This is a genomic window from Achromobacter xylosoxidans, assembly GCF_001457475.1.
Taxonomy (GTDB): domain Bacteria; phylum Pseudomonadota; class Gammaproteobacteria; order Burkholderiales; family Burkholderiaceae_B; genus Achromobacter; species Achromobacter xylosoxidans.
The window spans coordinates 3,619,269-3,643,326 of the sequence record NZ_LN831029.1 but is presented as its reverse complement, the minus strand read 5'-3'; the positions used below and the strand labels follow the sequence as shown (position 1 = coordinate 3,643,326).

The 24,058-nt window shown below is 70.3% G+C and carries 22 protein-coding genes; 8 read left to right on the top strand and 14 right to left on the bottom strand.

The genetic code is table 11. The features are described from left to right. Positions 1 to 3: 3 nt before the first annotated feature. The 6 genes from AT699_RS16320 to AT699_RS16295 all read right to left on the bottom strand — a co-directional run bounded on the left by AT699_RS16320 (position 4) and on the right by AT699_RS16295 (position 8,704). Positions 4 to 990 (bottom strand): tripartite tricarboxylate transporter substrate binding protein, encoded by a 987-nt coding sequence (locus tag AT699_RS16320; RefSeq protein WP_006385083.1) that lies wholly within the window; start codon positions 988 to 990, stop codon positions 4 to 6. Between the two features lie 86 nt (positions 991 to 1,076). Then, positions 1,077 to 3,008, bottom strand: coding sequence for an acyl-CoA synthetase (locus AT699_RS16315; protein ID WP_049050971.1), 1,932 nt, complete (start codon positions 3,006 to 3,008; stop codon positions 1,077 to 1,079). A 17-nt stretch (positions 3,009 to 3,025) separates the two neighbouring features. Further along, positions 3,026 to 4,159: an acyl-CoA dehydrogenase family protein gene (locus AT699_RS16310; RefSeq protein WP_024069139.1), complete on the bottom strand. Its 1,134-nt coding sequence runs from the start codon at positions 4,157 to 4,159 to the stop codon at positions 3,026 to 3,028. A gap of 9 nt (positions 4,160 to 4,168) precedes the next feature. Continuing rightward, the gene (locus AT699_RS16305) at positions 4,169 to 5,365 is read right to left on the bottom strand and encodes an acyl-CoA dehydrogenase family protein (protein WP_006385144.1); all 1,197 of its coding nucleotides are present in this window, start codon (positions 5,363 to 5,365) and stop codon (positions 4,169 to 4,171) included. Positions 5,366 to 5,376: 11 nt separating this feature from the next. Further along, positions 5,377 to 6,558 carry an acetyl-CoA C-acyltransferase gene (locus tag AT699_RS16300; protein ID WP_006385147.1) on the bottom strand — a complete coding sequence of 394 codons (1,182 nt, stop codon included), beginning with the start codon at positions 6,556 to 6,558 and terminating at the stop codon, positions 5,377 to 5,379. Between the two features lie 25 nt (positions 6,559 to 6,583). Continuing rightward, positions 6,584 to 8,704 carry a 3-hydroxyacyl-CoA dehydrogenase NAD-binding domain-containing protein gene (locus AT699_RS16295; RefSeq protein WP_024069138.1) on the bottom strand — a complete coding sequence of 707 codons (2,121 nt, stop codon included), beginning with the start codon at positions 8,702 to 8,704 and terminating at the stop codon, positions 6,584 to 6,586. A 283-nt stretch (positions 8,705 to 8,987) separates the two neighbouring features. Here AT699_RS16295 and AT699_RS16290 point away from each other — a divergent pair, with 283 nt between their 5' ends. From AT699_RS16290 to AT699_RS16275, 4 genes are all read left to right on the top strand, one after another. Further along, the gene (locus AT699_RS16290) at positions 8,988 to 9,914 is read left to right on the top strand and encodes a LysR family transcriptional regulator (protein ID WP_024069136.1); all 927 of its coding nucleotides are present in this window, start codon (positions 8,988 to 8,990) and stop codon (positions 9,912 to 9,914) included. A gap of 279 nt (positions 9,915 to 10,193) precedes the next feature. Next, a complete protein-coding gene (locus AT699_RS16285) occupies positions 10,194 to 11,492 on the top strand; it encodes a hypothetical protein (protein ID WP_024069135.1) in 1,299 nt (432 codons plus the stop codon). Positions 11,493 to 11,518: 26 nt separating this feature from the next. Beyond that, positions 11,519 to 12,082 (top strand): hypothetical protein, encoded by a 564-nt coding sequence (locus AT699_RS16280; RefSeq protein ID WP_020928057.1) that lies wholly within the window; start codon positions 11,519 to 11,521, stop codon positions 12,080 to 12,082. An 85-nt stretch (positions 12,083 to 12,167) separates the two neighbouring features. Next, the gene (locus AT699_RS16275) at positions 12,168 to 12,920 is read left to right on the top strand and encodes a hypothetical protein (RefSeq protein ID WP_006385154.1); all 753 of its coding nucleotides are present in this window, start codon (positions 12,168 to 12,170) and stop codon (positions 12,918 to 12,920) included. A 28-nt stretch (positions 12,921 to 12,948) separates the two neighbouring features. Here AT699_RS16275 and AT699_RS16270 read toward each other — a convergent pair whose 3' ends face one another. Beyond that, complete coding sequence (locus AT699_RS16270; RefSeq protein ID WP_024069134.1) at positions 12,949 to 13,395, bottom strand: DUF2000 family protein; 447 nt, start codon at positions 13,393 to 13,395, stop codon at positions 12,949 to 12,951. 85 nt (positions 13,396 to 13,480) lie between these two features. After that, positions 13,481 to 14,761, bottom strand: coding sequence for a phosphopyruvate hydratase (gene eno / locus AT699_RS16265; protein WP_024069133.1), 1,281 nt, complete (start codon positions 14,759 to 14,761; stop codon positions 13,481 to 13,483). 221 nt (positions 14,762 to 14,982) lie between these two features. On the opposite strand from eno, the gene AT699_RS16260 reads away from it, so the two are divergent. The 3 genes from AT699_RS16260 to sodC all read left to right on the top strand — a co-directional run bounded on the left by AT699_RS16260 (position 14,983) and on the right by sodC (position 17,966). Beyond that, positions 14,983 to 15,852: a LysR substrate-binding domain-containing protein gene (locus AT699_RS16260; protein WP_047991631.1), complete on the top strand. Its 870-nt coding sequence runs from the start codon at positions 14,983 to 14,985 to the stop codon at positions 15,850 to 15,852. Positions 15,853 to 16,002: 150 nt separating this feature from the next. Continuing rightward, positions 16,003 to 17,247: a DUF445 domain-containing protein gene (locus AT699_RS16255; protein WP_108914012.1), complete on the top strand. Its 1,245-nt coding sequence runs from the start codon at positions 16,003 to 16,005 to the stop codon at positions 17,245 to 17,247. A gap of 191 nt (positions 17,248 to 17,438) precedes the next feature. Then, complete coding sequence (gene sodC / locus AT699_RS16250) at positions 17,439 to 17,966, top strand: superoxide dismutase family protein (protein ID WP_024069130.1); 528 nt, start codon at positions 17,439 to 17,441, stop codon at positions 17,964 to 17,966. A gap of 50 nt (positions 17,967 to 18,016) precedes the next feature. On the opposite strand, the gene AT699_RS16245 is transcribed toward sodC, so the two are convergent. The 6 genes from AT699_RS16245 to AT699_RS16220 form a co-directional block, all read right to left on the bottom strand. Continuing rightward, entirely contained in the window at positions 18,017 to 18,658 is a 642-nt protein-coding gene (locus AT699_RS16245) for a glutathione S-transferase family protein (RefSeq protein WP_024069129.1), read from the bottom strand. Positions 18,659 to 18,828: 170 nt separating this feature from the next. Beyond that, a complete protein-coding gene (locus AT699_RS16240) occupies positions 18,829 to 20,049 on the bottom strand; it encodes an MFS transporter (protein ID WP_024069128.1) in 1,221 nt (406 codons plus the stop codon). A 100-nt stretch (positions 20,050 to 20,149) separates the two neighbouring features. After that, a complete protein-coding gene (gene map / locus AT699_RS16235) occupies positions 20,150 to 20,941 on the bottom strand; it encodes a type I methionyl aminopeptidase (RefSeq protein ID WP_020928049.1) in 792 nt (263 codons plus the stop codon). After that, positions 20,942 to 21,187: a ParD-like family protein gene (locus tag AT699_RS16230; RefSeq protein WP_006385163.1), complete on the bottom strand. Its 246-nt coding sequence runs from the start codon at positions 21,185 to 21,187 to the stop codon at positions 20,942 to 20,944. It abuts the gene before it with no gap. 87 nt (positions 21,188 to 21,274) lie between these two features. Further along, the gene (locus tag AT699_RS32205) at positions 21,275 to 22,435 is read right to left on the bottom strand and encodes a PAAR domain-containing protein (RefSeq protein WP_024069127.1); all 1,161 of its coding nucleotides are present in this window, start codon (positions 22,433 to 22,435) and stop codon (positions 21,275 to 21,277) included. A gap of 36 nt (positions 22,436 to 22,471) precedes the next feature. After that, positions 22,472 to 22,723, bottom strand: coding sequence for a hypothetical protein (locus AT699_RS16220; protein ID WP_020928047.1), 252 nt, complete (start codon positions 22,721 to 22,723; stop codon positions 22,472 to 22,474). 175 nt (positions 22,724 to 22,898) lie between these two features. Between AT699_RS16220 and tssA the strand changes: the two genes are divergently transcribed. Continuing rightward, a complete protein-coding gene (gene tssA, locus AT699_RS16215; protein ID WP_024069126.1) occupies positions 22,899 to 24,011 on the top strand; it encodes a type VI secretion system protein TssA in 1,113 nt (370 codons plus the stop codon). The last annotated feature ends 47 nt before the right edge of the window (positions 24,012 to 24,058 follow it).

Genomic DNA, 24,058 nt, shown 5'->3' with positions numbered 1-24,058 from the left:
GCGTCAATCCTTGGCCATCAGCCCCAGGTATTCGATCAGGCCCTTTTCCTTGACGTAGGTGGCCTGGGCCCAGGCCTTGTAGTCGGCGCTGTCGCGGTAGGCCGGTTCCTGGTTCAGCTGCTTCATGACCTCCATGCTGGCCGGGTCGAACAAAGCCTTCTTGAAGGCGTCGTGCAGCGTCTTGACCACCGCCGGGTCCATGCCCTTGGGGCCGGCCAGGCCATAGGGCGAGGTCGATACGACCTTGTAGCCCAGCTCCTGCGCGGTCGGCACGTCGGGCCAGCGGGTGGTGCGCTTTTCGCCGAACGTCACCAGCAGCCGCATCTTGCCCGAGTCCACGAACTGGTCCCAGCCCGTGGCGTCGCTCTGCGCCATGACGTGGCCGCCGAGCAGCGCCTGCTGCATGTCGGCGTTGCCCTTGTAGGGAACGTGGTTCAGCTTGACCTTGGCGTTGATGGCGATTTCCTCGATCAGCAGGTGCGGCGACGAGCCCACGCCGGTCGAGCCGTAGTCGACGCTGCCGGGGTTCTTGCGCGCCGCTTCGATGTACTCGTTGAAGGTCTTGTAGGGCGAGTCGGCGCGCACCGTGAAGCCGAACGTGTAGCCCGACAGGCCAATGATGAAGGTGAAATCGTTGATCGGATCCCACGAGGTCTTCTGCATGTACGGCATGCGCAGCATGGCCAGCGTGTACAGCGCGACGGTGTAGCCGTCGGGCTTGGCGGTGCGCGACATGGTGGCGGTGCCGAGGGTGCCGCCGGCGCCCGGACGGTTCTCGACGATGACGGGCTGGCCCAGGTACTTGGATGCGTCCTGCGCCACGATGCGCATGTGACGATCGGTGGAGCCCCCGGCCGGGAACGGCACGATAAGGGTGATGGGTTTGTTGGGAAAGGCGTTTTGCGCCGACGCCGCGGGCGCCAGCGCGCCGCCGGCCAGCGCCAGCAGCAGGGCGCCCAGGCAGGCGCGGCGCAGGGGTTGGTGGGCCATGGGGCTTGTCTCCAATGTGATTATGGTTTTGTGGTCTTGTCGCTTCGGGACTGCTTTACGGCTGTGTTGCTTTGCAATGGCGCCGGTCAGTCGCGTAGCGCGACCTTGACCGGCAATCGTTGCAACGCCTCGCGCAGCTGCTCCTTCAGCGGCGCGGGGGCGGTGGCGTCGACCTCGACGGCGACGTCGGGCTGCGCGTCGGACAGCACGCGCAGCAGGGAACTGTCAGGCGGCAGGCCGGCCTGTGCGAGCACGCGCTCCACCACGGCGCGCGCGGACACCGCCGTGGCCAGGCGCCGCAGATCGGGCTTGTAGATCTTGCCGACATTGGTCATGGGCATCTGCTCGAGCACGATCACGCGCTTGGGCCGCGCCGGCGCTTCGTCGACGCGGGCAGCCGCATACGCGACCAGCTCGGCCTCGGAGACCTCGGCATCGTCGGCCAGGGTCACGAAGGCGATCGGCAGTTCGCCCGCGTACGGATCGGGCGCGCCGACCGCGGCGCAGATGCGCACCGCCGGGTGCGAGGCCAGCGCATCCTCGATGGTCTTGGGATCGATGTTGTGGCCGCCGCGGATGATCAAATCCTTGGCGCGGCCTTGCAGATGCAGGCGGCCCTCGGCATCCAGGAAGCCGACGTCGCCGCTGATGAGCCAGCCGTCCGCGGTGAAGGCACGGGCCGTATCCTCGGGGTCGAGAAAGCCGGGGATCACGTTGGGCGACTTGAACAGCAGCATGCCGGCCTGCCCGGGCGGCAGGTCGCGCGCCGGCTGCCCGGCGGGCGCGTCCAGGCCGACCACGCGCACCTGCACATAGGGCAGCGGAAAGCCCACGCAGTTGACCGGAAAGCGCGAGCCGGGCGGCGTGATCGAGGTGATGCCGGCCATCTCCGTCATGCCCAGGCTTTCGTTCACGTGCAGGCCGAACAGGCGTTCGAAGCGCGCCGCCAGCTCCGCCGGCAACGGCGCGGCGCCGGTGCGGCAGTAGCGCAGCGACGAGATGTCGGCGCCGTCCAGCGGGATCTCGGCCAGCGCCGCCAGGATGGTCGGCACGCCCTGCAGCGAGGTGGCGCGGTGGCGCTCCACCAGCCGCCAATAATTGCGCAGCACCTCGCGGTTGCGCAGCAGCTGCGTGGTCGGGATCACGGTCTGCACGCCGGCCGACAGCGCCGCCAGCGAGGCCGGCAGCACGCCGGCCACGTGGAACAGCGGATAGCCGTTGATGACCACGTCGCCGGGCCCGGCGCCCTGCAACTGCACCGCCGCCCAGGCCGTGAAGACCTGGTTGGCGTGGGTATGGATGGCCAGCTTGGGCGCGCCGGTGGTGCCGCCGGTATGGAAGTAGGCGGCCACGTCGTCGGCGCGGATCACGCGGCCGCTGACCAGCCGGTCCGAGGGCTGGGCGGCGCGCGCGCTGTTGAAGTCGAGCGCGAAGCCGGGCAGCGCCGGGCGTTGCGACGGCGGCTCGTCATGCGGCGCGACGCGCAGCAGCGTGCGCAGCGTCGGCACCCGCTCGCGCAGGCGCAGGGCCTTGGACCAGGATTCGCATTCGGTGTCCGAGCCGTAGGCGATCAGCACCTTGGCGCCAGCGGTGGTCAGCAGCGAGGCCAGCTTGTCCTCGGTCAGCAGCGGATTGAGCGGCTGCACGATGCCGGCCGCCTCGCCGCCCCACAGCGCCAGGTGGTATTCGAGGCAGCCCGGCAGCAGCACGCCGACCGCGTCCGAAGGGCCGAGCCCCAGGCTGTGCAGCAGGTTGGCGGTCTGGTGGATGCCGGCCAGCAGCTCGTCGTAGCGCCAGCTGATGGCCGGCTCGTCGGGATCGGCGCTGCGCAGGAAGGTCAGCGCGGTGCGGTCGCCGAAGGCGGCGGCCGAGTTGCGGAAGATCTCGTAGGTGCTTTGCACCGTCAGCGTCTCGGCCAGCGGCCGGGCCGCCAGTCGGCGCACGTCGTCGATGGAACGCACCGGGAATGGCGCGGCGAAGGGCGGGGCGGTGGGGGAGGCTATGGGGGCCTGCGTCATGATGCCGTCCTCGCCGCTCACGCCCGCCCCAGCGCGATGTAGCGCCGCAGGTGGTGGTCCTCGTCGCCGAGCTGGTGGTCGATCATGACCAGCCGCTTGGCGTAGTGCGCCAGGGGCAGTTCCCAGGTCATGCCGATGCCGCCGTGCAGCTGGATGCTTTCTTCGGCCACCAGCGTGCCGATGCGGCCGATGGTGTACTTGGCGGCCGACAGCGCCCGTTCGCGCGTGGCGCGGTCGGGATGGTCGAGCGCGGCGGCGGCGTTGATGACCGCCGAGCGCGCCTGCTCGATCTCCAGCAACACGTCGGCCATGCGGTGCTGCAGCGCCTGGAAGCTGCCGATCGGCACGCCGAACTGGCGCCGGGTGCGCAGGTATTCCAGCGTGGCGTCGCGGGCGCAGTCCATCGCGCCCACGGCCTCGGCGCACAGCGCCAGGATGCCGCGGCCGGTGGCGTGTTCCAGCAGCGCATGGCCGGCGCCGGCCTCGCCCAGCAGGCTGTCGGCGCCCAGCGCCACGTTCTCGAACGCGAGTTCCGCGGCGCGGCCGCCGTCGATCAGGTCGCAGCCGCGCGCCGTCACGCCCGGCGTGCCGGCGCTGACCAGGAACAGGCTGATGCCGGACTCGTCGTCGTCGGCGCCGGCGGTGCGCGCCGACACCAGGAACAGGTCGGCGTGCTCGCCGCCCGTCACGACCGCCTTGGCGCCGTTCAGCACCCAGCCGTCGCCGCTGCGCTCGGCGCGGGTGCGCACGTCGTTCAGGGCATAGCCGGAGGTGGGCTCGGCCGCGGCCAGCGCAGCGGTGATGCCGCCCGCGATCAGGCCGTCCAGCGCCTCGCGTTGCGCCGGGCTGCCGGCGCGCGCGATGGCGCTGCCGACCATCAGCGCGTCCAAAAAGGGTTCCAGCACCAGGCCGCGGCCCAGCGCCTCGAACACCACGCTGATGTCGAAGCCCGCGCCGCCCAGCCCGCCGTGTTCCTCGGCGAACAGCGCGCCGATGGCGCCCAGTTCGGCATACCGGCGCCAGAACTCGGGGTTGTAGCCCTGCGCCATCCTGGCGTGGCGTTCGCGCGTGGCGAAGTCGTATTGTTCGGCGACAAAGCGGCGCAGCATGTCGGACAGCATGCGCCGGTCTTCGGTGTGTTCAAAGTTCATGGCCGGCCTTTACAGTCCCAGGATCATCTTGGAGATGATGTTCTTCTGGATTTCGTTGGAGCCGCCGAAGATCGACAGCTTGCGGTTGTTGAAGTATTGCGCCGCGGCGCTGTCGGCGCCCTCCGGGCCGATGGGCGCGGCGTCGTAGCCGTCGTGCAGGGCCTCGGCCACGAACGGGCGGGCGTAGGGCCCCATGGCGCGGCGGTTCAGCGCGGTGATCTCCTGGCGGATCTGGGTGCCGCGGATCTTCAGCATCGAGCTTTCGGCGCCGGGCGCGCCGCCGCCGGCCACCGCCGCCACCACGCGCAGGTTGGTGGTGCGCATGTTGGCCAGCTCGATTTCGACCCGCGCCAGGCGCGCGGCGAAGTCGGGATCCTCGGCCAGCGGGCGGCCGTTCTTCTTCTGGCTGGCGGCCACCGCCTTCAGGCGTTCCAGTGCCGCGGTCGACTGGCCGACGCCCGCGATGTTGGTGCGCTCATAGGTCAGCAGGTACTTGGCGCAGGTCCAGCCGCGGTTTTCCTCGCCCACCAGGTTCTCGACCGGCACCCGCACGTCCGAGAAGAACACTTCGTTGACTTCGTGCTCGCCGTCCAGCGTGATGATGGGGCGCACCTGCACGCCCGGGCTGGCCATGTCGATCAGCAGGAAGCTGATGCCTTCCTGGCGGCGGCCCTCGTTCGAGGTGCGCACCAGGCAGAAGATCATGTTGGCGTACTGGCCCAGCGTGGTCCAGGTCTTCTGGCCGTTGACGACGTAGTGGTCGCCGTCGCGCACCGCGGTGGTCTTGACCGAGGCCAGGTCCGAGCCGGCGCCGGGCTCGGAATAGCCCTGGCACCACCAGTCCGAACCATCCAGGATGCGCGGCAGCCAGTGGCGCTTCTGCGCCTCGTTGCCGTACTTGATCAGCACCGGGCCCAGCATGCTCAGGCCGAACGGCACGATGCGCGGCGCGCCGGCCAGCGCGCACTCGTTGTCGAAGATGTACTTCTGCGTAGTGCTCCAGCCGGTGCCGCCGTACTCCACCGGCCAGTGGCTGGCCAGCCAGCCCTGGCGGTTGAGGATGGCGTGCCACTCGACCATGTCGGCACGCGCCAGCAGCTTGCCCTGCGTGACCTTGGCCGACAGCCGCGCCGGCAGGTTGGCGGCCAGGAAGGCGCGGACCTCGTCGCGGAAGGCGTTTTCTTCGGGGGTGAATTCCAGATCCATCGGGCGATTCCTCAGTAGATTTCGAACAGGCCGGCCGCGCCCATGCCGCCGCCCACGCACATGGTGACGACGGCGTAGCGCGCGCCGCGGCGGCGGCCTTCCAGCAGCACGTGGCCAGCCAGGCGGGCGCCAGTGACGCCGAACGGGTGGCCCAGCGCGATCGAGCCGCCATTCACGTTCAGGCGCTCCATCGGGATGCCCAGGCGTTCCTGGCAGTACAGCGCCTGCGAGGCGAAGGCTTCGTTCAGTTCCCACAGGTCGATGTCCTCGACCTTCAGGCCGTGGCGCGCCAGCAGCTTGGGCACCGCGTAGACCGGGCCGATGCCCATTTCGTCGGGCTCGCAGCCGGCGATCGCCAGGCCGCGGAACGCGCCCAGCGGGCGGATGCCGGCGCGCTGCGCCTCGGCCGCTTCCATCAGTACGCAGGCGGCGGCGCCGTCGGACAGCTGCGAGGCGTTGCCGGCGGTCACGAACTGGTCCGGGCCGCGCACCGGCGCCAGCTTGGCCAGCGCCTCGTAGGTGGTGCCGGGCCGGTTGCAGGTGTCCTTGTCGACCGTGACCTCGCGTTCCGACACCGCGCCGGTGGCGCGGTCGGTGACGGCCATGGTGGTGGTGACGGCGATGATCTCCTCGCGATAGCGGCCGGCGGCCTGGGCCGCCTCGGTGCGCGCCTGGCTCTGCGCGGCAAAGCGGTCCTGCGCCTCGCGGCTGATGCCGTAGCGCGCGGCGACGATGTCGGCGGTCTCGATCATGGGCAGGTACAGCTCGGGCTTGTTGGCCACGATCCACGGGTCCATGCCGCTGACGCCGTCGTCGCGAGTGCGGATCTGCGACACCAGCTCGACGCCGCCGGCGATGACGGCGGGCGCGCCGTCCATGACGATGCGCGCCGCGGCCGAGGCGATGGCCTGCAGGCCCGAGGCGCAATAGCGGTTGACGGTGGCGCCGCCGATGCCGACCGGCAGGCCGGCGCGGATCACCGCCTGGCGGCCGATGTTGCGGCCGGTGGCGCCTTCGGGGTAGCCGCAGCCGATGAAGGCGTCCTCGATCAGGGCGGGGTCGATGCCGCTGCGCTCGACCGCGGCGCGCACCGCGTGGGCGGCCAGGGTCGGCCCGGCGATCAGGTTGAATTCGCCGCGCTGCGCCTTGGTGATGGGCGTGCGGGCGGTGGAGACGATGACGGCTTCTCGCATGTCGGTTTCCGTTGGGTGAATGGGGTCAGGCGGCCTGGTTCAGGCTGGCGAAATCGCGGCCGGATTCGGCCAGTTCCACCAGCAGTGGCGACGGCTTCCAGAACGCGGGGTCTTCCTTGGCAAAGGCGCGGATGTCGGCCAGCACGTTGGCCAGCCCGACGCGGTCGGCGTAATGCATCGGCCCGCCGCGATAACGCGGAAAGCCATAGCCCGACAGGAAAACCATGTCGATGTCCGAGGGCCGCAGCGCGATGCCCTGGTGCAGCACGTTGGCGGCCTCGTTGATCATGGCCGCCAGGTAGCGGCGCTGGATGTCCTCGGCGCTGAACGGGCGCGGCGTCACGCCCGCGCGTTGGCGCTCGGCGTCGATGATCGCCAGCACTTCCGGGTCGGGCGTGCCGTGGCGCGCGCCATCCGGATACAGGTAGAAGCCGCGGCCGGTCTTCTGGCCGAACCAGCCGCGCTCGCACAGACGGTCGGGAATCTGCACGTAGCGCAGCGCCGGGTCGCGGGTGGCGGCGCGGCGCTTGCGCGTGGCCCAGCCGATGTCGCCGCCGGCCAGGTCCACCATCTGGTACGGACCCATGGGATAGCCGAAGTCGCGCACCGCCGCGTCGATCTCGTAGGGCGAGGCGCCGTCCTCCATCATCATGTCGGCCGCCTGGCGGTGCACCGCCAGGATGCGGTTGCCGATGAAGCCGTCGCAGACGCCGGCGCGCACCGGGATCTTGCGCAGGCGGCGCGCCAGCTCGAAGCCGGTGGCGACGGTGTCGGCGGCGGTCTGGCGGCCCACCACCACCTCCAGCAGCTTCATGATGTTGGCCGGCGAGAAGAAGTGCAGCCCCAGCACGTCGGCGGGGCCGCGCGTGGCCTGGGCGATGCGGTCCACGTCCAGGTACGAGGTGTTGGTGGCCAGCACCGCGCCCGGCTTGGCGACGCGGTCAAGCTGCGCGAACACCGCCAGCTTGACGTCCATGTCCTCGAACACGGCCTCGATGATCAGGTCGGCCTCGCCCAGCGCGGCATAGTCGGTGGCGCCGGTGAAGCGCGCCAGTCGGGCGGCGCGTTCGTCGGCCGTCATGCGGCCCTTGCCGACCAGCAGGTCGTAGACGTGTTCGACCCGCTGGCGCCCGCGCGCCAGCGCGGCGTCGTCCTGTTCCACCATGACCACCGGCAGGCCAGCGTCCAGCACCGCCACGGCGATGCCCGCGCCCATGGTGCCGCCGCCGATCACGCCGACGCTGTCGAGCCGGCGCGGCTTGGCCTGCTTCAATTCAGGGATCTTGGCGGTCTCGCGTTCGGCGAAAAAGGCGTGGATCAGGCCGGCGCGCTGCGGGCTGTCCAGGCATTGCAGGAACAGCGCGCGCTCGGTGCGCAGGCCCTCGTCGAAAGGCTGTTCGACCGCGGCGCGCACCGCCTCCAGGATTTTCGCGGGCGAGAACAGGCCGCGCGTGCTGGCGGCGATGCGCTGGCCGGCGGCATCGATCGCGGCCACGCATGCGGCCTTGTCCGCCAGCGCCTGGCCGTCGCGGCTGCGGCGCGGCGCGGCATTTTGCGCCAGCAGGCGGCGGGCGTAGTCCAGGCCGGCGGCCAGCGGATCCGTGCCGGCCGCCAGTTCATCGGCCAGCCCGGCCGCGACGGCGGCCTGCGCCGTCATCGGCTTGCCCGACAGCATCAGGTCCAGTGCCGCGGCGGCGCCGATCAGGCGCGGCGTGCGCTGCGTGCCGCCGGCGCCGGGCAGCAGGCCCAGCGTCACTTCGGGCAGGCCCAGCTTGGCGCCGGGCAGCGCCACGCGGTAATGCGCCGCCAGCGCCACTTCCAGGCCGCCGCCCAGCGCGGCGCCATGCAGCGCGGCCACCACCGGCTTGGCGCAGGCTTCGATCTGGTTGCAGACGTCGGGCAGGGCGGGCGGACGCGGCGGCTTGCCGAATTCGCGGATGTCGGCGCCGGCGATGAAGTTGTTGCCGGCGCCGGTCAGCAGCACGGCGCGCACCTGCGGGTCGCCCTGGGCCTGGTCGATGGCGCGGGCCAGGCCGGCGCGCACATCGGCGCTCAGGGCATTGACGGGGGGATGATCGATGGTGACGACGAGTACGTCGCCGTCGCGGCGCGCGTGGACGGCGCCGGCGGGTGCGCTGGCTGTCATGGGACAGTGTCTCCGGTAGGGTCGCCGCCCGCGCCGGCCAGGCCGGCACGGCGGCATCGCAGAGCGGGGCTCTGGCGAGGCCGGCGCGTCCCGGGGCGGACGCGGCGCAGTCGCGGCGCCTGGCGGGCCAGGAACGGCCCGTCTTATAGCCGTCTATTCTTTCCCAGCAAAGAAGTCTTGACAATGCCATCAAGAATTGACATTGACGATAAAAAAAATTGACAATCGCCTGCGGGGCGCCGGGTTGCAATGAAGGAATGCCGGCCGTCCCTGGAGACTCGACATGGACACGAAAGCGCTGACCCTGCTGGTGGAGATCCTGGACGCCGGCAACCTGAGCGAAGCCGCGCGCCGCCTGAAGATGACGCGGGCCAACGTCAGCTATCACCTGACCCAGCTGGAGCGCGCCGTCGGCATGCAGCTGCTGCGGCGCACCACGCGCCACGTCGAGCCCACCGAAATCGGCCTCAAGCTGTACCAGCATGGCCGCAGCATCCAGGACGAGCTGGCCGCCGCGCGCGAAGCGGTCGAGACCCTGGGCAAGACGCCGCAGGGCAAGGTGCGGCTCAGCGTGCCCAGCGGCTATGGCCAGTTCGTGATGACGCCGTGGCTGCTGGAATTCAAGCGCGCTTATCCCGACATCGTGCTGGACGTGCTGTTCGAGAACAGCGTCGACGACCTGCTGCGCGACGAGGTCGACATCGCCGTGCGCATCATGTCCGAGCCGCCGCACAATCTGGTGGCGCGCGAACTGGGCCAGGTGCGTTACGTGGCCTGCGCTTCGCCCGCCTTCGTGCGCGAACGCGGCCTGCCGGACAAGCCGGCCGAGCTGGCGCGGCTGCCCGTCATCAGCGCCGCCGTCATCGGCCGGCCGTTGCGGTTGTCGGCGTACTACGGCGGCCAGCCGCGCCAGCACGTGGTGCTGGAACCCACCATCATCTCGCGCAACTACGCCTTTTTGCGCGACGCCATGCTGGCCGGGCTGGGCATCGGCGTGGTGCCGGACTACGTGGTGCACGACGACGTCGCGCGCGGCGATTTGATCGCCGCCTTGCCGCAATGGCGACTCAGCATCTTCGGCCGCGCCATGTACATGCTGTATATGCCCAACCGCCACCATCCGCGCGCCATCGCGATGATGATCGAGTTCATCCAGCAGCGTGCCCAGGCCGCGCATGAAGGGCGGCCCGGACTGCTGGGCGCGGCATAGGTCCGGCCCGCCGGCTATCATCGGCGTCCCCGTCCCTGGATGCCGCCATGTCGAACGCCGATTGGAGTTTTCTCGCGCCCGCCCGGCGCCACGGGCGCATCACCCTCCGCGCGAAAGTTTGACAAAAAGAAACATAATGATAAAAATGCCGACCATTCCGGCGCGCCGTCCTGGCGGGAAGCCTCGGACCAGGGACGGGCGGCGTTGACCGCCGCCTGATCCCCACGCCGGGGCAGGCGTTGTTCCGATCCATTGCGGGCCTTTTCTTGCGGAGCAAGTATGGCTTTCGTGTTCATGCGCCGGCGTGGGGCCGGCCTGCGGCGGCGGCAACGCGCCGCCTTGCGGTGGGGCATGTTGGGACTGGCGGGCCTGTTGGCGGGATGCGCCGGCGGCGAGCCGCGCATCGGCGATGCCTACACCGTGCATACCCCGATCTACGCGGACAACCGCATCTTCTATCTCAAGCCCGGCAGCAACGAGCGCGCCCGCGTGCTGGAGCAGACCGGCGCGCCGGCCACCACGCAGGACGAGCGCCAGCTGGCGGTGCCGGCCAACGCGCCGCTGTCGATCATGATGCGCTCGGTCGAGATCCCGGCGCTCAAGGACGCCGCAGGCAGGAAAGCCGCCGGCATCGACGGCCCGGCCGACTACGTGGTGATCCTGGACGTCGCGGCCCGCGACGACGGCAGCAACCAGTCCATCGTGGTCTGGTACCAGCGCGGCGTGCAGCCGGACCAGTCCCTGAACTTCTCGAACCTGCTGGTCTACTACGTGCAGCGCTGGGACGAGCGCGTGGCGCCGTCGTTCCGCCTGCGCGTGATGGACGTCACCACCGAGCGCAACGCCGAGACGCTGCGTGCCCTGCAACGCGCGCAGGGCGTGGCCAACGGCGCCGCCAGCCTAGCCAACAATCCGCTGGTATCGCCGCTGGTGGGCGTGGCCTTCACCGCCGCCGAACTGGTGCTGGCGAACCAGCGCAACCGCATGGTGCTGGACTACAGCGTGCAGCTCTATTCGCAGTCGGCGGTGAGCCAGGCGGCCGGATCCAACCTGGGGCTGCTCAAGCAGGGCACCTACGTGGTGGTGGGACGGCCCGAGGGCGACTCCCGCGCATTCTGGGACAAATCGCTGGTCTACAACACGCGCACCAACCAGGTGTTCGATGGGGCGACGCCGCTGAACGTGCCGACGGCGCTGGTGTCGGTCGGCACCTTCGAAAGCATCGTGCCCAAGTCGGTGCTGGAAAAGTCGGTGGCCCTGACCTCGCTACTGGGCAAGGTCGGCACCAGCGCTTCGATCGAGCAGGTCAGCGACGCGCAGGAGCGGCTGCAGGCGGCGTTGACGGCGTACACGCTGGGCGAGCGGCTGGCGCGCTATCGGGATGAACAGACGCTGACCGAGATTTCCGAGAAACTGAATGACGAGGAGTTTCCCAAGGCGCTTGGCAGCGAGGAAGCGTTTCTGTTGCTGCGCGGCCTGAATGCCTGCTACCGGCTGCAACCGCCGCTGGCGGACCTGGACGCGTTCCTGACCCACTACGCCACCCCGGGGGGCAAGAAATGCGCCGCGCGATCCTAGCATTGCGACACACGGAGGGCGCCGGCATGCTGCGCTTGCTGCCTCGCTGGCTGTTGCCGGCGCTGGCCGCGGTGCTGTTCGGGGGCTGTGCGTCCTCTCCCGGTCCGGCCCGCAACCCGGCGGCGGCGCCCGCCGGCGGCAATGATGCCATGTCGATGCCGGCCCCGCCCCCCGCCGATCTGGCGGCGCCGTGGTCCTTTCCCGTCGCGTCCCTGCCGAGGCTGTTTTCGCACCGCGTGATGGTGCCGCCGCTGCAATTGACGCAGATCGACCTGGGCGCGAAGACGCCGACACTGCAGGCGGCCATGCGCCGTTTCGCCGAAGCCGCGCCGGCCGCGCTGGCGCAACGCGGCCTGTTCGATGCGCACAGCTACCTGGAACCGAACGAAGGCTGGCTGACCTTGATCGCCAGTTCGCAGGGCGTCGACTGGGTGTTCGGGGTGCAGTTCACGGTGGACGGCGGCGGCCGCACCCTGACGCTGCGCCTGCGCACCGCGGGCGCCGCCAATATCGGCAATCCGCAGGCGAAGAAAATGGACCAACACATCGGCACACTGGTGACCCTGGTGCCGGCCTTGTTCGCCGATTGACAGGCGCCACGCCGGGGCCTCTGGTATAAGGTCGAGGGTCCCGCCATCATGGCGGACCCGTCGACCCATCGAAAGGGAATCGCCCGTGCCGCATCCGCTGACCGCCCGACGCCTGCTTGCCCTGGCCGCGACGCAATTCACCCGGCAGGTTCCCGGCCTGCTCGCCGCCGCGCCGCTGGCTTTCGTGCTGTTCGCGCTGTCGCTGCCGGGGGCGCTGCTGCTGGGCCAGCTCGACGGCCGTCTCGATGGCTGGTTCATGCTGGCCGGCGCCATCAACCTGCTGGCGCTGGCCCGCCTGGCGCTGGCCTGGCAGCGCCGGCTGGCCCGGGCCTCCGACATCAAGCCGGCCGCCGCGTTGGGGCGCATCGATGGCGCGTATGTGCGGGTGCTGGCGCTGCTGGTGCTGGCCTGCTGCGCCATCGCTGCCCTGAAAGCGGTGAGCCTGACACTGGGGCTGGCCCTTTACTTCAAGCTGCCGGGTGTCTCCAGCACCGTGTTCCTTGCCATCGCGCTGCTGGCATGGCTGGCGCTGTGGCTGCCGGTGATGTATTGGCTGGGGGCGTGGTCCCTGAGCCTGCCGCGGGCCGCGCTGACCGATCGGTATGGCCTGGCCCGCTCGCGCCAGGCGCTGCGTGGCCGGGTCTGGCCGTTCGCGGGGCTCCTGCTGTTGCTGACCGGCATCACCGAGGTGACGGGCGTGGCGCTGCGCAAATCGGTGCTGCTGCGTTGGCCGCAGGCGATTGCGACGGCGGGCGGCGGCCTGGTGATCACGCTGGTTCTGGTCCTGTTCTTCGCCATCCTGTGCGGCACGGCATACCGCGAGCGTGCCGAGGCCTGAGCGGGCGCCAGGGCGCCGCCCGACAGGATCAACGCAACATCGGCAGGCTGCCGGTCAGGGCATTGACCCAGCGCCGCGGGCCGGCCAGGCCCACGCCCAGCAGGGGCTGGTCGCGATGCGAAGTCTGGCGATGCCGGGCCCAGTATTCGGCGGCCTCGTGGATCTCGCGCGCATAGGCCGGAAACAGCGTCATGCCGGCGTCGCCCGGCATGGGCAGGGACAGCCGCTCGCGCAGTTGCGCCATGCGCGCTTCGTCGGCCGTCAGCACGATGATGGGCAGGTGCGAGATCGCCGACGACAGCATGCCATCGGCATCGCGCAGGGCTTGGCCGGCCCAGTTGGGCTGCCGCGCCACCAGTCCGGCCGCCAGGCAGGCCGCGGCGTTGGCGGCCTGGCCGGCGCCCAGGCCCGCCGCCAGCACGATCACGACTTTTTCCGGCACGGCGGCGGCAAGAGGGGCGGACGGTTCGGGCATGGCGGACTCCTGGACAAAAGGCGTTATCTTCCACCGTGCCGCGGACGCCGTCTTGAACGCCTGTGAACGCGGGCGACGACTCGCGCTACCGTTGCCGCGCCAGGGCGCTGGCGCCGGCGTACACCGCCGCCGCGCCCAGTTCGCGCTCGATGCGCAGCAGGCGGTTGTACTTGGCGGTGCGGTCGGCGCGCGACAGCGAGCCGGTCTTGATCATGCCGCAATTGGCCGCCACCGCCAGGTCGGCGATGCTGGTGTCCTCGGTTTCGCCGGAACGGTGCGACATGACCACGCCGTAGCCGGCGCGCCGCGCCAGCGCCAGCACCCGCCAGGTTTCGCTGAGCGTGCCGATCTGGTTGATCTTGACCAGGATGGCATTGCCGATGCCCTGTTCGATGCCGGCCTGGAACAACCGCGGATTGGTGCAGAACACGTCGTCGCCCACCAGCTGGCAGACGCCGCCCAGCGTCGCGCCCAGCACCTTCCAGCCGACCGCGTCGTCTTCGGCCATGCCGTCCTCGATCGACACGATGGGGTAGTCGCGCGCCAGGCCGGCCAGGTATTGCACCTGCTGCTCGGCCGTGCGCAGCAGGTTCTCGCCCTGATAGCGGTAGCCGTCGGCGCCGTGGAATTCGCTGGCGGCCGGATCCAGCGCCAGCGCGACGTCGGCGCCCGGACGCAGCCCGGCGCGTTCGATCGCCGCCATGATGAAGTCCAGCGCCTCGGGCGCGTTGCGCAGCGTCGGCGCGAAGCCGCCTTCGTCGCCGACGTTGACGCTGTGGCCCGCGGCCTTGAGCGCGTGGCGCAGCGTGTGGAACACCTCCGCGCCCATGCGCAGCGCTTCGCGGAAGCTGTCCGCGCCCACCGGCAGGATCATGAACTCCTGGAAGTCGAGCGGATTGTCGGCATGCGCGCCGCCGTTGATGATGTTGATCATCGGCACCGGCAGTGTCTGGGCCTGCACCCCGCCCACGTGGCGCCATAGCGGCAGGCCCTGGCTGGCGGCCGCGGCGTGCGCCACCGCGAGCGATACGCCGAGCAGCGCGTTGGCGCCCAGCCGGCTTTTGTCGGGCGTGCCGTCCAGCTCGATCATGGCCTGGTCGATGCGGGCCTGCTGGTCGGCCGGCAGGCCCAGCAGCGCCGCGCGCAGTTCGCCGTTGACCGCGCCGACGGCGCCGAGCACGCCCTTGCCGAGGTAGCGGGCGCCGTCGCCGTCGCGCCGTTCCAGCGCCTCGCGCTTGCCGGTGGAGGCGCCCGAGGGCACCAGCGCCAGGCCGCGGGCGCCATCGTCCAGGCGGACCTCGACTTCGACGGTGGGATTGCCGCGGCTGTCCAGCGCTTCGTGGGCGGCGAGATGGGTGATGTGCATGGGAGGCTCCGGAATGTCAGGAAAATGGTCAGATAATTCAAGCAAGGGCCCGGCTCGGGAGAGGCGCTGGGTCGAATCCGTCCGCCGTCTCATTGCGGACGACCAGGCCCGGAAAGCTACGGTGAATGTTCGATGACGACGCCGCCATGCTAAAAACGGAGTCACGATCCGACAATGCAGTTTTTCTGCGGATATGTCAGTTTTCTTGACGAATGAACCTGATGCGCCAATTGCCACCCTTGTCCGCCGTCCGCGCCTTCGAAGCCGTCGCCCGCAGCGGCTCGGTCACGCGCGCCGCCGAGGAACTCTGCCGCAGCCACGGCGCCGTCAGCCGCCACTTGCGCCTGTTGCAGGAACACGCCGGCGCGGCATTGTTCGAGAAGGACGGCACCGGCCTGCGCCTGACGCCCGCCGGCGCCACCTTCTACACGTCGGTGCGCGCCGCCTTCGACCAGCTGGAAAACGCCTACGAGCGGCTGGCGCGCGAAGCGCAGGCGCCGGGGCTGCACGTGGCCTGCAGCGCCACCTTCGCCATGCGCTGGCTGGTGCCGCAACTGGCCGTGTTCTACCGCAGGCATCCCGAGATCCGCATCCGCCTGTCGATGACCTCGGCGCGCGAGATGCGCAACGAGGGCGCCGACCTGATCCTGGCCTGGGACCTGTCCGGCTATGCCGAGGCCGACCGGGCCCGGGCGCTGGCGTTGGCGCCAGTGCATTTCGGCGCGGTCTGCACGCCGGCCTATGCGCGCCGCAAGCCCGCCACGCGCGCCCGCATCGCGCATGAATACACCGCCAGCGCCTGGAACCAATGGGAGGCCATCACCGGGCAACCGGCGGCGCGGGGCGACACGCTGGCGTTCCCGCACACCCACCTGTGCATCGAGGCGGCCTTGTCGGGCCTGGGCGTGGCGCTGGTCGAGCGGCGCCTGATCGCGCGTGAACTGCACGACGGCCTGCTGGTGGCGCCCCATGGCTTCGTGCCTTTCGAAGGCGGCCTGCGCGCGGTGCCGGCCGCCGGCCGCGCGCGCACCGCCCACGCCGACGCCTTCATCGCCTGGCTGCGCGGCGCGCTGGCCGAGGCCGGCGACTGAGGCAGCGACGCAACGGGCTTGGTATGCTGGACGCGCATTCCCGCCGGAGACCCCATGACCGATACGCCGCAGTCCGCCAGTCCGTCCGCCAAGGCGTTCGTCACGCGCTCGGCGCTGGCCTCGCAGGCGCGCCGCGCGCAGCTGCGGCGCATGAAGATCGCCGCGCTGGCCCTGCTGGTGGCCATGATCAGCGGTTTCATCACCAGCCATCTGATGGGCGGGCAGGGCGCCTGGGCCTGGGTACGGGCTTTCTGCGAGGCCGCCACGGTTGGGGCGCTGGCGGACTGGTTCGCGGTGGTGGCGCTGTTTCGCCGGCCGATGGGGCTGCCCATTCCGCATACCGCCATCATCCCCAGCAACAAGGATCGCATCGGCGACAACCTGGCGGTGTTCGTGCGCGACCACTTCCTCGATCCGGACACCTTGATGGACAAGCTGCGCGGCTTCGACCCGGCCGCGCGCCTGTCGCGCTGGCTGGCGCGGCCAAAGCAGGCGCATGCGCTCAGCGACGGCGCGCGGCGGGTGGCGTTGCAGACACTGGACCTGCTGGACGACCACGCCGTGCGCGGGGTGATCCAGGAATTCGTGGTGAAGAACCTGCGGCGCTGGGACGCGGCCGGCACCGCTGGCGAGGTGCTGGGCCTGCTGACCCGCGACGGCCGCCACCAGGAATTGCTGGACGCCGCCATGGAGCGGCTGGGCGGCTACCTGGGCGACGAGGACGTCAAGGAGCGCGCTTCGGCGCTGCTGGTCAAGTTCGCGCGCAAGGAATGGCCGCGCATCATCAAGGCGGTGGACGTCATCGCCTCGGTCGAGGGCATCGCCGACAACCTGGCCGACCGGCTGGCGCGCGCGCTGGTGCAGGAACTGCGCGACGTGCTGTCGGAGCCGGACCATCCGGTGCGGCGCGACTACGAGGCCTGGGTGCTGGACTACATCGCGCGCCTGCGCGCCGACCCGGCGCTGGCCGCCCAGGTGGAAGCCATGAAGCAGCGCGCCATCGACCACCCCAAGGTGCAGGAATACGTGCAGGGCCTGTGGGACGACATCCACGCCGCGCTGCGGCGCGACCTGAGCGACGAGCATTCGGCGCTGTCCGCGCACCTGGAAAGCGCCTTGCTGGCGCTGGCGCGCAAGCTGGGCGAAGACGCGGACCTGCGCGAGGCCGTCAACAGCCATGTGCTGGGCGCGGCGCGGCGCCTGACCGGACGGCTGCGCATCGGTGTCACCGAGCACATTTCGCGCACCGTCAAGCTGTGGGACGAGCGCCATCTGGTCGACGAACTGGAGCTGAGCGTGGGGCGCGACCTGCAATACATCCGCTTCAACGGCACGCTGGTGGGCGGCCTGATCGGCGTGCTGCTGCACGCGGCGGTGCTGCTGGCGACGGGCTAGTCATGCCGAGGCGGTCAAACATCGCGGATTTGCGGACGTATCCGATGTATCAGGAACCAAGATTGCTGGCGAAGCGCCGTGGCGCGATGCTATTGTCTTTGGCAGTCTCCGGCCTGCCCTCGGGTTCCGGGGACGCCCGCCGCCCTTTCGGGCGGCCCGTATCATGCGCATCACTCCCAGGAGGCAAGTCCATGAAGAAATTCTCGATTCTCGTTGCAACGCTGGCGCTGGCCGGCGGCTCGGCTGTTGCCCAGGCCGAGAGCGTCACGATGTCATTCCTGAACGACGACGGCTCCGTGGGCAAGAGCGCCGGTACCGTCGCGCTGGAGCAGACCAAGGAAGGCCTGAAGTTCACGCCCGACCTCAAAGGGCTGCCGCCCGGCGAGCACGGCTTCCACGTGCATGAAAAAGGCTCGTGCGAATCGACCACAGTCGACGGCAAGGTGATGCCGGGCGGCGCCGCGGGCGGTCACCTCGATCCGCAAAACACCAAGGCCCACAAGGGCCCGCTGGCCACCGATGGCCATCTGGGCGACCTGCCGTTCATCACCGTGGCGGCCGACGGCTCCGCCAAGACCGCCGTGGTGGCGCCGCGCCTGAAGCTGGCCGACGTCAAGCAGCGCGCCCTGATGATCCACGTGGGCGCCGACAACTACAGCGATACCCCCAAGCCGCTGGGCGGCGGAGGCGGCCGCATGACCTGCGGCGTGATCAAGTAAGCGGCACGCCCCAGGCAAGGCGCGCGGCGGGCCGGGCAGGCCGGACCGCGCTACACGGTGCCGTTGCGGCCGTGCTCGCGGTAGCCCGGCCGCTCGGCCAACCGGTCGTAATAGGCGGCCAGCGCCGGCAGGTCGGGTCGCAGCGCATCGTCCAGCGGCGTCTGGAACCACCGGTTCACCGACAGGCCGACGGCGACGTCGGCCAGCGTGAACGCCTCGCCGGCCACATAGGCGCCGGTTTCGCGCAGGCGCCGTTCCAGTATCCCCATGAAACGCCCCCACTCGCGGCTGGATGCCGCGATGGCGGCCGCGTCCTGGTGCGCGGGCGACTGCCGCGCCAGCGCCATGAAGGCATAGCTCCACGAACGGTTCAGGTCGCTCGCCTGCCAGTCCAGCCATTGGTCGACTCCGGCGCGGCGGCGCGCCTCGGCCGGATACAGGTCCGGATTGCGCGCGCCACCGTACTGGTTGGCAAGGTAGCGGATGATGCTGTTGGACTCCCACAGCACGAAATCGCCGTCTCGCAGCACCGGCACCATGGCGTTCGGATTCAACGCCAGGAAGGCGGGTTCGCTGGTGGCGCGAAAGCCCGAGCCCCAGTCCTCGCGCGCGAATGGCAGATCCAGTTCGACGCAGGTCCACAGCACTTTGCGGACGTTGATGGAAGTAGCTTTTCCGAGAATGTTCAGCATGGCGGAGGCGACGCGGACGTGGGCGTGGGGAAGCCGGGGCGGGCCCTCAGGCCCGCGCTTGGCGGCCCCCCAGTCTATCGGCCATCGCAGGCCGGCAACAGATACAGATCGGTCCTTGCGCGTGCGCAACAGATTGGTCGGACCGTCACGCGAGCCGCCACCGTCCCGCGTCAGCCCGTCACCGGCTCCGGCTGGCTTCGCAGCCGCGGCACCGGCGAGGCCGCCAGCACCGCGAACTGCGCCGCGAAGCCGGCGCTCGACACCCACAGGCAGGCCTCCAGCCCCAGGCGCGAAGCCAAGGCCGCGCCGATCAGCGCGCCCAGCGGCCGCGCGCCGAAGGTGGCGGTGAGGATCACGGCGGACACCCGCCCCAGCAGCGCATTGGGCGTGATGGCCTGGCGCAGCGTGGTGGTGGCGATGGTCCACAATATCGGCCCGGCGCCGAACAGGAAGAAGCCCGCCGCGGCCCACAGGCCAGACGGCTGGGCCAGCGTCGACAGCAGGATCAGGCTGGCCGCCAGCGCGCACAGCGGGCCGGCCGCGATCAGGGCGCCGAACGACAGCCGTCCGGCCAGCCAGGGTGCCGCCAGCGCGCCGGCCAGCATGCCCGCGCCGTACACCCCCAGCGTGACGCCGACCCCGGCCGCGCCCAGTCCCAGCCGTTCCACCGCGTACACCACATAGACCGCCTGCAGCACGAACCAGGCGAGGTTGAAGAACACCGCCGTGACCAGCACCGGCCGCAGCAGCGGGTGGCCTGTCACGAAGGCCGCGCCATCGCGCAATTCATGCCACAGGTGGCGCCGCGCGGCGGCGCGCGGCGCTTGCGGCGGCAGGCCGGCCAGCAGGCCCGCGGCCAGCAGCGACAGCAGCGTCGCCAGGCCGTAGGCCGCGGCCGCGCCGATGCCGCCGACCAGCGCGCCGCCCAGCGCCGGCCCGGCGGAAAAGGCCGCGCTGCGCGCCAGTTCCAGCCAGCGGTTGGCCTGGCCCAGGGCGGGGGCGGGCACCAGCGTCGGCACCAGCGCCGGCGCGGCGACGTTGTAGGCCACGGTGCCCACCGCGCCCAGGAAGCCCAGCGCCGCCAGCCAGCCCAGGTTCAGGCCGCCCAGCGCCAGCAACGCCAGCAGGGCCAGCAGGCTGGCGGCGCGCACGCATTCGGCGCTGGTCATCAGGGTGCGGCGCGGCAGGCGGTCGGCCAGCACGCCGGCGGGCAGCGACAGCAGCAGGAACGGCAGGGTCTGCGCCGTCTGCAGGTAGCCGGTCTGGGCGGCCGTGGCGCCCAGCGCCAGCACGGCCACCAGCGGCGCGGCGGCCAGGGCGATCTGTTCGGAGAATTGGGCGGCCAGGTTGGAACTGGCGAGCCGGCGGAAGGCCGGGGGCAGGGCGGACATGGGGCGACGGGCGGCGGGGCCGCAAGAACGGCAAGGGCCCGATCATGACCGGGCCCCGCGCGTGTCGCACTCCGTTAATTGCCGTCGCCGGCCTGGTGCGTCAGGGGATCGGCGGATAGTCGCCGAAGCCGTCCGGCCAGGACGTCAGGACCTCGTAGCCGGTGTCGGTGACGACCACCATGTGTTCCCACTGCGCCGACAGCGAACGGTCCTTGGTGACCACGGTCCAGCCATCGGGCAACTGCTTGGTCTGCGGCTTGCCGGCGTTGATCATGGGTTCGATGGTGAACATCATGCCCGGCTGCAGCACCAGGCCTTCGCCGGGACGGCCATAGTGCAGCACCTGCGGTTCGTCGTGGTAGATCTGGCCAATGCCGTGGCCACAGTATTCGCGCACGATGCTGAAGTGCTCGCGGTGCGCCACCGTCTGGATGGCATGGCCGATGTCGCCCAGCGTGGCGCCGGGCTTGACCGCCATGATGCCGGCGCGCATCGCCTCGTAGGTGGTGTTCACCAGGCGCCGCGCCAGCGGGCTGGGCTGGCCGACGTAGTACATGCGGCTGGTGTCGCCGTACCAGCCGTCCTTGATGACGGCCACGTCGATATTGAGGATGTCGCCGTTCTTGAGCACCTTGGCCGACGGGATGCCGTGGCAGATGACATGATTGACCGAGGCGCAGACGGTCTTGGGAAAGCCGTGGTAGCCGACGTTGGCCGGAATCGCCTTCTGCACATTGACGATGTAGTCGTGGCAGATGCGGTCGAGTTCGTCGGTGGTGACGCCGGGGCGCACGTGCTCGGCGATCATGTGCAGCACCTGCGCCGCCAGGGCGCCGGCCTGGCGGGCCATGGCGATGTCGGCGGCGGACTTGATGGAGACCTTGCGCGCCATTTACGCGGCCTCCTGCTGGCCGGTGGACGCCTGTCCCTGGGACAGGGCGGCGATGCTGAACCCTTCCGCCTGCTCGATGCGGATCAGCAGCTGGCAGATGTCGGCGTGGCGCAGCTCGGGGTAGAGCTCGGACAGCATGCCGATGCGCATCCAGTGTTCGGCCTGCGAGTTGATCGAGCGGCTCAGCGCGCTGCTGGCCACGCGCAGGTTCTCGTGCATCTGCTCGGAAATCTTGACGATACCCATAGGGAGCGTTCCATATATGGTTTGTATATGGAACGTATGGTATCGCACCTGCGGGGACGGGTGCAACCCGCCACCCGCGCGGCAGGGTCATGCGGCCTGGGCGGCGGGGCTTTTCTCCAGCAGGTCCATCGCGTCCAACTGCCGGTAACGGGCCGGGTAGATCGAGCGGGCGTAGTTCTCGCAAGGCGTGCCCTGGGTGGCGATGGCCATCACCACGAATTCGGCGAAATCCTCGGGTGGGCCGGCCTTGGCGTAGTCCGACGGGAAATTGCCATCCGATTTGGCCGCGGCGCCCCAGGCCTTCATGTCGACACGGGCGTTGTTGGCGTAGCTGTGGGCCAGCTCGTGCAGCACGGCGTGGTCGATCACGGCCTGCTCGCCCGGCATGCTGTAGAGCGTGATGCGCGAGAACATCGTCTCGCCCACGGTGTGGACCTCGCGGGTGGGATCGGCCCAGGGCGGGCCTTTCACCCATTGCGCGTCGAGCCGCTTGACGCTGTCGTCCACCGACATGCCCTTGGCGATGGTGATCTGCAGGTCGCGCCCCTGCAGCAGCGCCTTGGGCGCCACGCCCAGGCTCTTGGCGACCTGCTCGGGCTGCGGCTGCGGTTCCTCGGTCAGGCGTTCGCTGATCTCGTGGGGCGAGCGCTGCAGCAGGTCGCCGGTCCACAGCGGCTTGCGCGGTTCCAGCACCACGGGCACGCGCTGGCCGGCCGGCCAGGCTTCATACATGACCAGTTTGTCATCGCCCGCGCGCGCCAGCGCGGCCGGCGGCTTGTAGGCCGACGGTCCGGTCAGCCTGACCGGGGCGCGCTTGGCGTCGAACATGGCTTCGGTGAGCTTGAGGGTGTCCTGGACCTGGGCGCATTGCTGCGGCGCCTCGTCGGCCGCCACCGGCACCACCGCGGCCAGTGCCGCCGGCGCGCCGGCCTGCAGCGCCTGCGGCGCATCGTTCACGCCGCCACCGGCGCCATCGCCGCCGCCGTGCTCCAACTGGTAGAACTGCTGGCTGGCGATGAGGGTGGCGCCGCAGGAGGTCTTCATGCCTTCCAGCGCGGTGCGGCGATCGGAACTGACGCTTTGCACGCCTTCGACGATGGTGTGCTGGCCGGCGCACTTGGGGCAGGTGACGCGGTCGCCGACGCGCGCCATGGGCTGGCCAAAGATCTGCACGGACTCGTCTCCGGTGACCACCACGCCGCCATGCGAGGTGCGGTCACCCTTGCGTATTACGGATCGCTGCGCCATGGCCGTCCGTTGCTCCCAAACGATGGTTATTTATGCTTACAGATAGGTGCCGTCCGGCGCCATGCGGGGCGTGCCCACGACGAAGCTGCCGTCGGGCGCCATGCGCACCGGCCCGCCGCCGCCCAGGTAGCGGCCATCCGGCGCGCGCTGTGGGGTGCCCGCGACGTAGGTGCCGTCGGGCGCGCGGGTGATGGGCCCGCCGTCGCCGACATAGGTGCCGTCCGGGCAGCGCCGCGGCGCGCCATTGATGAAGCGGCCATTGGGCATCATGTGAAAGGACTTGTTCATCGCGACTCCCTGTTTTTGGAGAGCTTGCATGATAGCGATGGTCCCTGATGCGTTTTGTAATAGGGCGTGTCATGTTCCAACGTAACGCGGTTACAGATATGGGATCATCGCTGCTTTGCCGCCGGGCCGCGCGCCGCTTGCGCAAGGCCCGCCATCCGCAACGACCCAAGAAACTATGAGCGATATCGACGCACTGTTGCAGCCCATTGCGGGCGAGGCGCCTTGTGGCGCCGACATGGTCTTTTCGGCCGAATTCGACGCCATCCGCGAGGCCCGCCGCCACGATGACCCGCACCTGGACCAGGGCGACTGGGTCATCGACATCAAGGAGGCCGACTGGCCGCAGGTGATCCGCATCTGCACCGAGGTGCTGACCGAGCGCAGCAAGGACGTGCGCGTGGCCGCCTGGCTGGCCGAAGCCTGGGCCAAGACGCGCGGCTTCGCCGGCCTGCGCGACGGCTTCCTGCTGGTGGACGGCCTGTGTCGGCGCTATTGGGACGGCCTGCACCCGGTGCCGGACGAGGGCGACGTGCAGCAGCGCGTGGGCAACCTGGCGTGGCTGCTGTCGCGGTCGCAGCAGCTGGTGCGGGAACTGCCCTTGACGCAGTCCGAGGGCGGGCGTTTCGGCGCGGTGCTGTGGGACAGCGCCACGCAATTGGCCAACGCCATCAAGCGCGCGCCGCAGAACGCCGCCGACCTGACCCGCGGCAAGGTTACGCTCGACCAGTTCGACGCCGCGCGCCGCGATACGCCGCCGGCGTTCTATTCCGAACTCGAAAGCCAGTTGCAGGGCTGCTTTGGCGCGGTCGACGTGCTCGAGCGGACCTTGACCGAACGCCTGGGCGAGGAAGGCCCGGCTTTCACGCCGCTGCGCACCGCCCTGAAGGACGTGACCGAGCTGGCGCACCGCTTTGCCCGCGAGGCCGGCCTGCTGGTGCGGGCCGACCTGGCGCCGCCGGCCGCCCAGGCCACGCCGCCCGCCGGCGCGGCCGTCACCCGCATGGAGCCTACCTTGACCGCCGTCGACCTGCCTTCCACCGCGCCGCTGGCGGCCACGCGTGGCCCGCTGCAAACGCGCGACCAGGCCCTGGCGCAGTTGCGCGAAGTGGCCGAGTTCTTCCGCCGCACCGAGCCGCACAGCCCGGTGGCCTACCTGGCCGACAAGGCGGCCAGCTGGGGCGAGATGTCGCTGCACCTGTGGCTGCGCACGGTGCTCAAGAACAACGACGCCCTGTCCGGGCTGGAAGAGTTGCTGGGCGTTCCCAAGGCGCCCGAGAACAACGGCTGAAAGCGGGGCCCGGCGATGGCCGCAAGGGCCATCGCGGCCCGCGGCAT

What these genes read in the sequence shown, in the direction of transcription:
- AT699_RS16320 (WP_006385083.1), bottom strand. Translation starts at nt 990, where the DNA reads ATGGCCCACCAACCCCTGCGCCGCGCCTGCCTGGGCGCCCTGCTGCTG.
- AT699_RS16315 (WP_049050971.1), bottom strand. Translation starts at nt 3,008, where the DNA reads ATGACGCAGGCCCCCATAGCCTCCCCCACCGCCCCGCCCTTCGCCGCG.
- AT699_RS16310 (WP_024069139.1), bottom strand. Translation starts at nt 4,159, where the DNA reads ATGAACTTTGAACACACCGAAGACCGGCGCATGCTGTCCGACATGCTG.
- AT699_RS16305 (WP_006385144.1), bottom strand. Translation starts at nt 5,365, where the DNA reads ATGGATCTGGAATTCACCCCCGAAGAAAACGCCTTCCGCGACGAGGTC.
- AT699_RS16300 (WP_006385147.1), bottom strand. Translation starts at nt 6,558, where the DNA reads ATGCGAGAAGCCGTCATCGTCTCCACCGCCCGCACGCCCATCACCAAG.
- AT699_RS16295 (WP_024069138.1), bottom strand. Translation starts at nt 8,704, where the DNA reads ATGACAGCCAGCGCACCCGCCGGCGCCGTCCACGCGCGCCGCGACGGC.
- AT699_RS16290 (WP_024069136.1), top strand. Translation starts at nt 8,988, where the DNA reads ATGGACACGAAAGCGCTGACCCTGCTGGTGGAGATCCTGGACGCCGGC.
- AT699_RS16285 (WP_024069135.1), top strand. Translation starts at nt 10,194, where the DNA reads ATGGCTTTCGTGTTCATGCGCCGGCGTGGGGCCGGCCTGCGGCGGCGG.
- AT699_RS16280 (WP_020928057.1), top strand. Translation starts at nt 11,519, where the DNA reads ATGCTGCGCTTGCTGCCTCGCTGGCTGTTGCCGGCGCTGGCCGCGGTG.
- AT699_RS16270 (WP_024069134.1), bottom strand. Translation starts at nt 13,395, where the DNA reads ATGCCCGAACCGTCCGCCCCTCTTGCCGCCGCCGTGCCGGAAAAAGTC.
- eno (WP_024069133.1), bottom strand. Translation starts at nt 14,761, where the DNA reads ATGCACATCACCCATCTCGCCGCCCACGAAGCGCTGGACAGCCGCGGC.
- AT699_RS16260 (WP_047991631.1), top strand. Translation starts at nt 14,983, where the DNA reads ATGCGCCAATTGCCACCCTTGTCCGCCGTCCGCGCCTTCGAAGCCGTC.
- AT699_RS16255 (WP_108914012.1), top strand. Translation starts at nt 16,003, where the DNA reads ATGAAGATCGCCGCGCTGGCCCTGCTGGTGGCCATGATCAGCGGTTTC.
- sodC (WP_024069130.1), top strand. Translation starts at nt 17,439, where the DNA reads ATGAAGAAATTCTCGATTCTCGTTGCAACGCTGGCGCTGGCCGGCGGC.
- AT699_RS16245 (WP_024069129.1), bottom strand. Translation starts at nt 18,658, where the DNA reads ATGCTGAACATTCTCGGAAAAGCTACTTCCATCAACGTCCGCAAAGTG.
- AT699_RS16240 (WP_024069128.1), bottom strand. Translation starts at nt 20,049, where the DNA reads ATGTCCGCCCTGCCCCCGGCCTTCCGCCGGCTCGCCAGTTCCAACCTG.
- map (WP_020928049.1), bottom strand. Translation starts at nt 20,941, where the DNA reads ATGGCGCGCAAGGTCTCCATCAAGTCCGCCGCCGACATCGCCATGGCC.
- AT699_RS16230 (WP_006385163.1), bottom strand. Translation starts at nt 21,187, where the DNA reads ATGGGTATCGTCAAGATTTCCGAGCAGATGCACGAGAACCTGCGCGTG.
- AT699_RS32205 (WP_024069127.1), bottom strand. Translation starts at nt 22,435, where the DNA reads ATGGCGCAGCGATCCGTAATACGCAAGGGTGACCGCACCTCGCATGGC.
- AT699_RS16220 (WP_020928047.1), bottom strand. Translation starts at nt 22,723, where the DNA reads ATGAACAAGTCCTTTCACATGATGCCCAATGGCCGCTTCATCAATGGC.
- tssA (WP_024069126.1), top strand. Translation starts at nt 22,899, where the DNA reads ATGAGCGATATCGACGCACTGTTGCAGCCCATTGCGGGCGAGGCGCCT.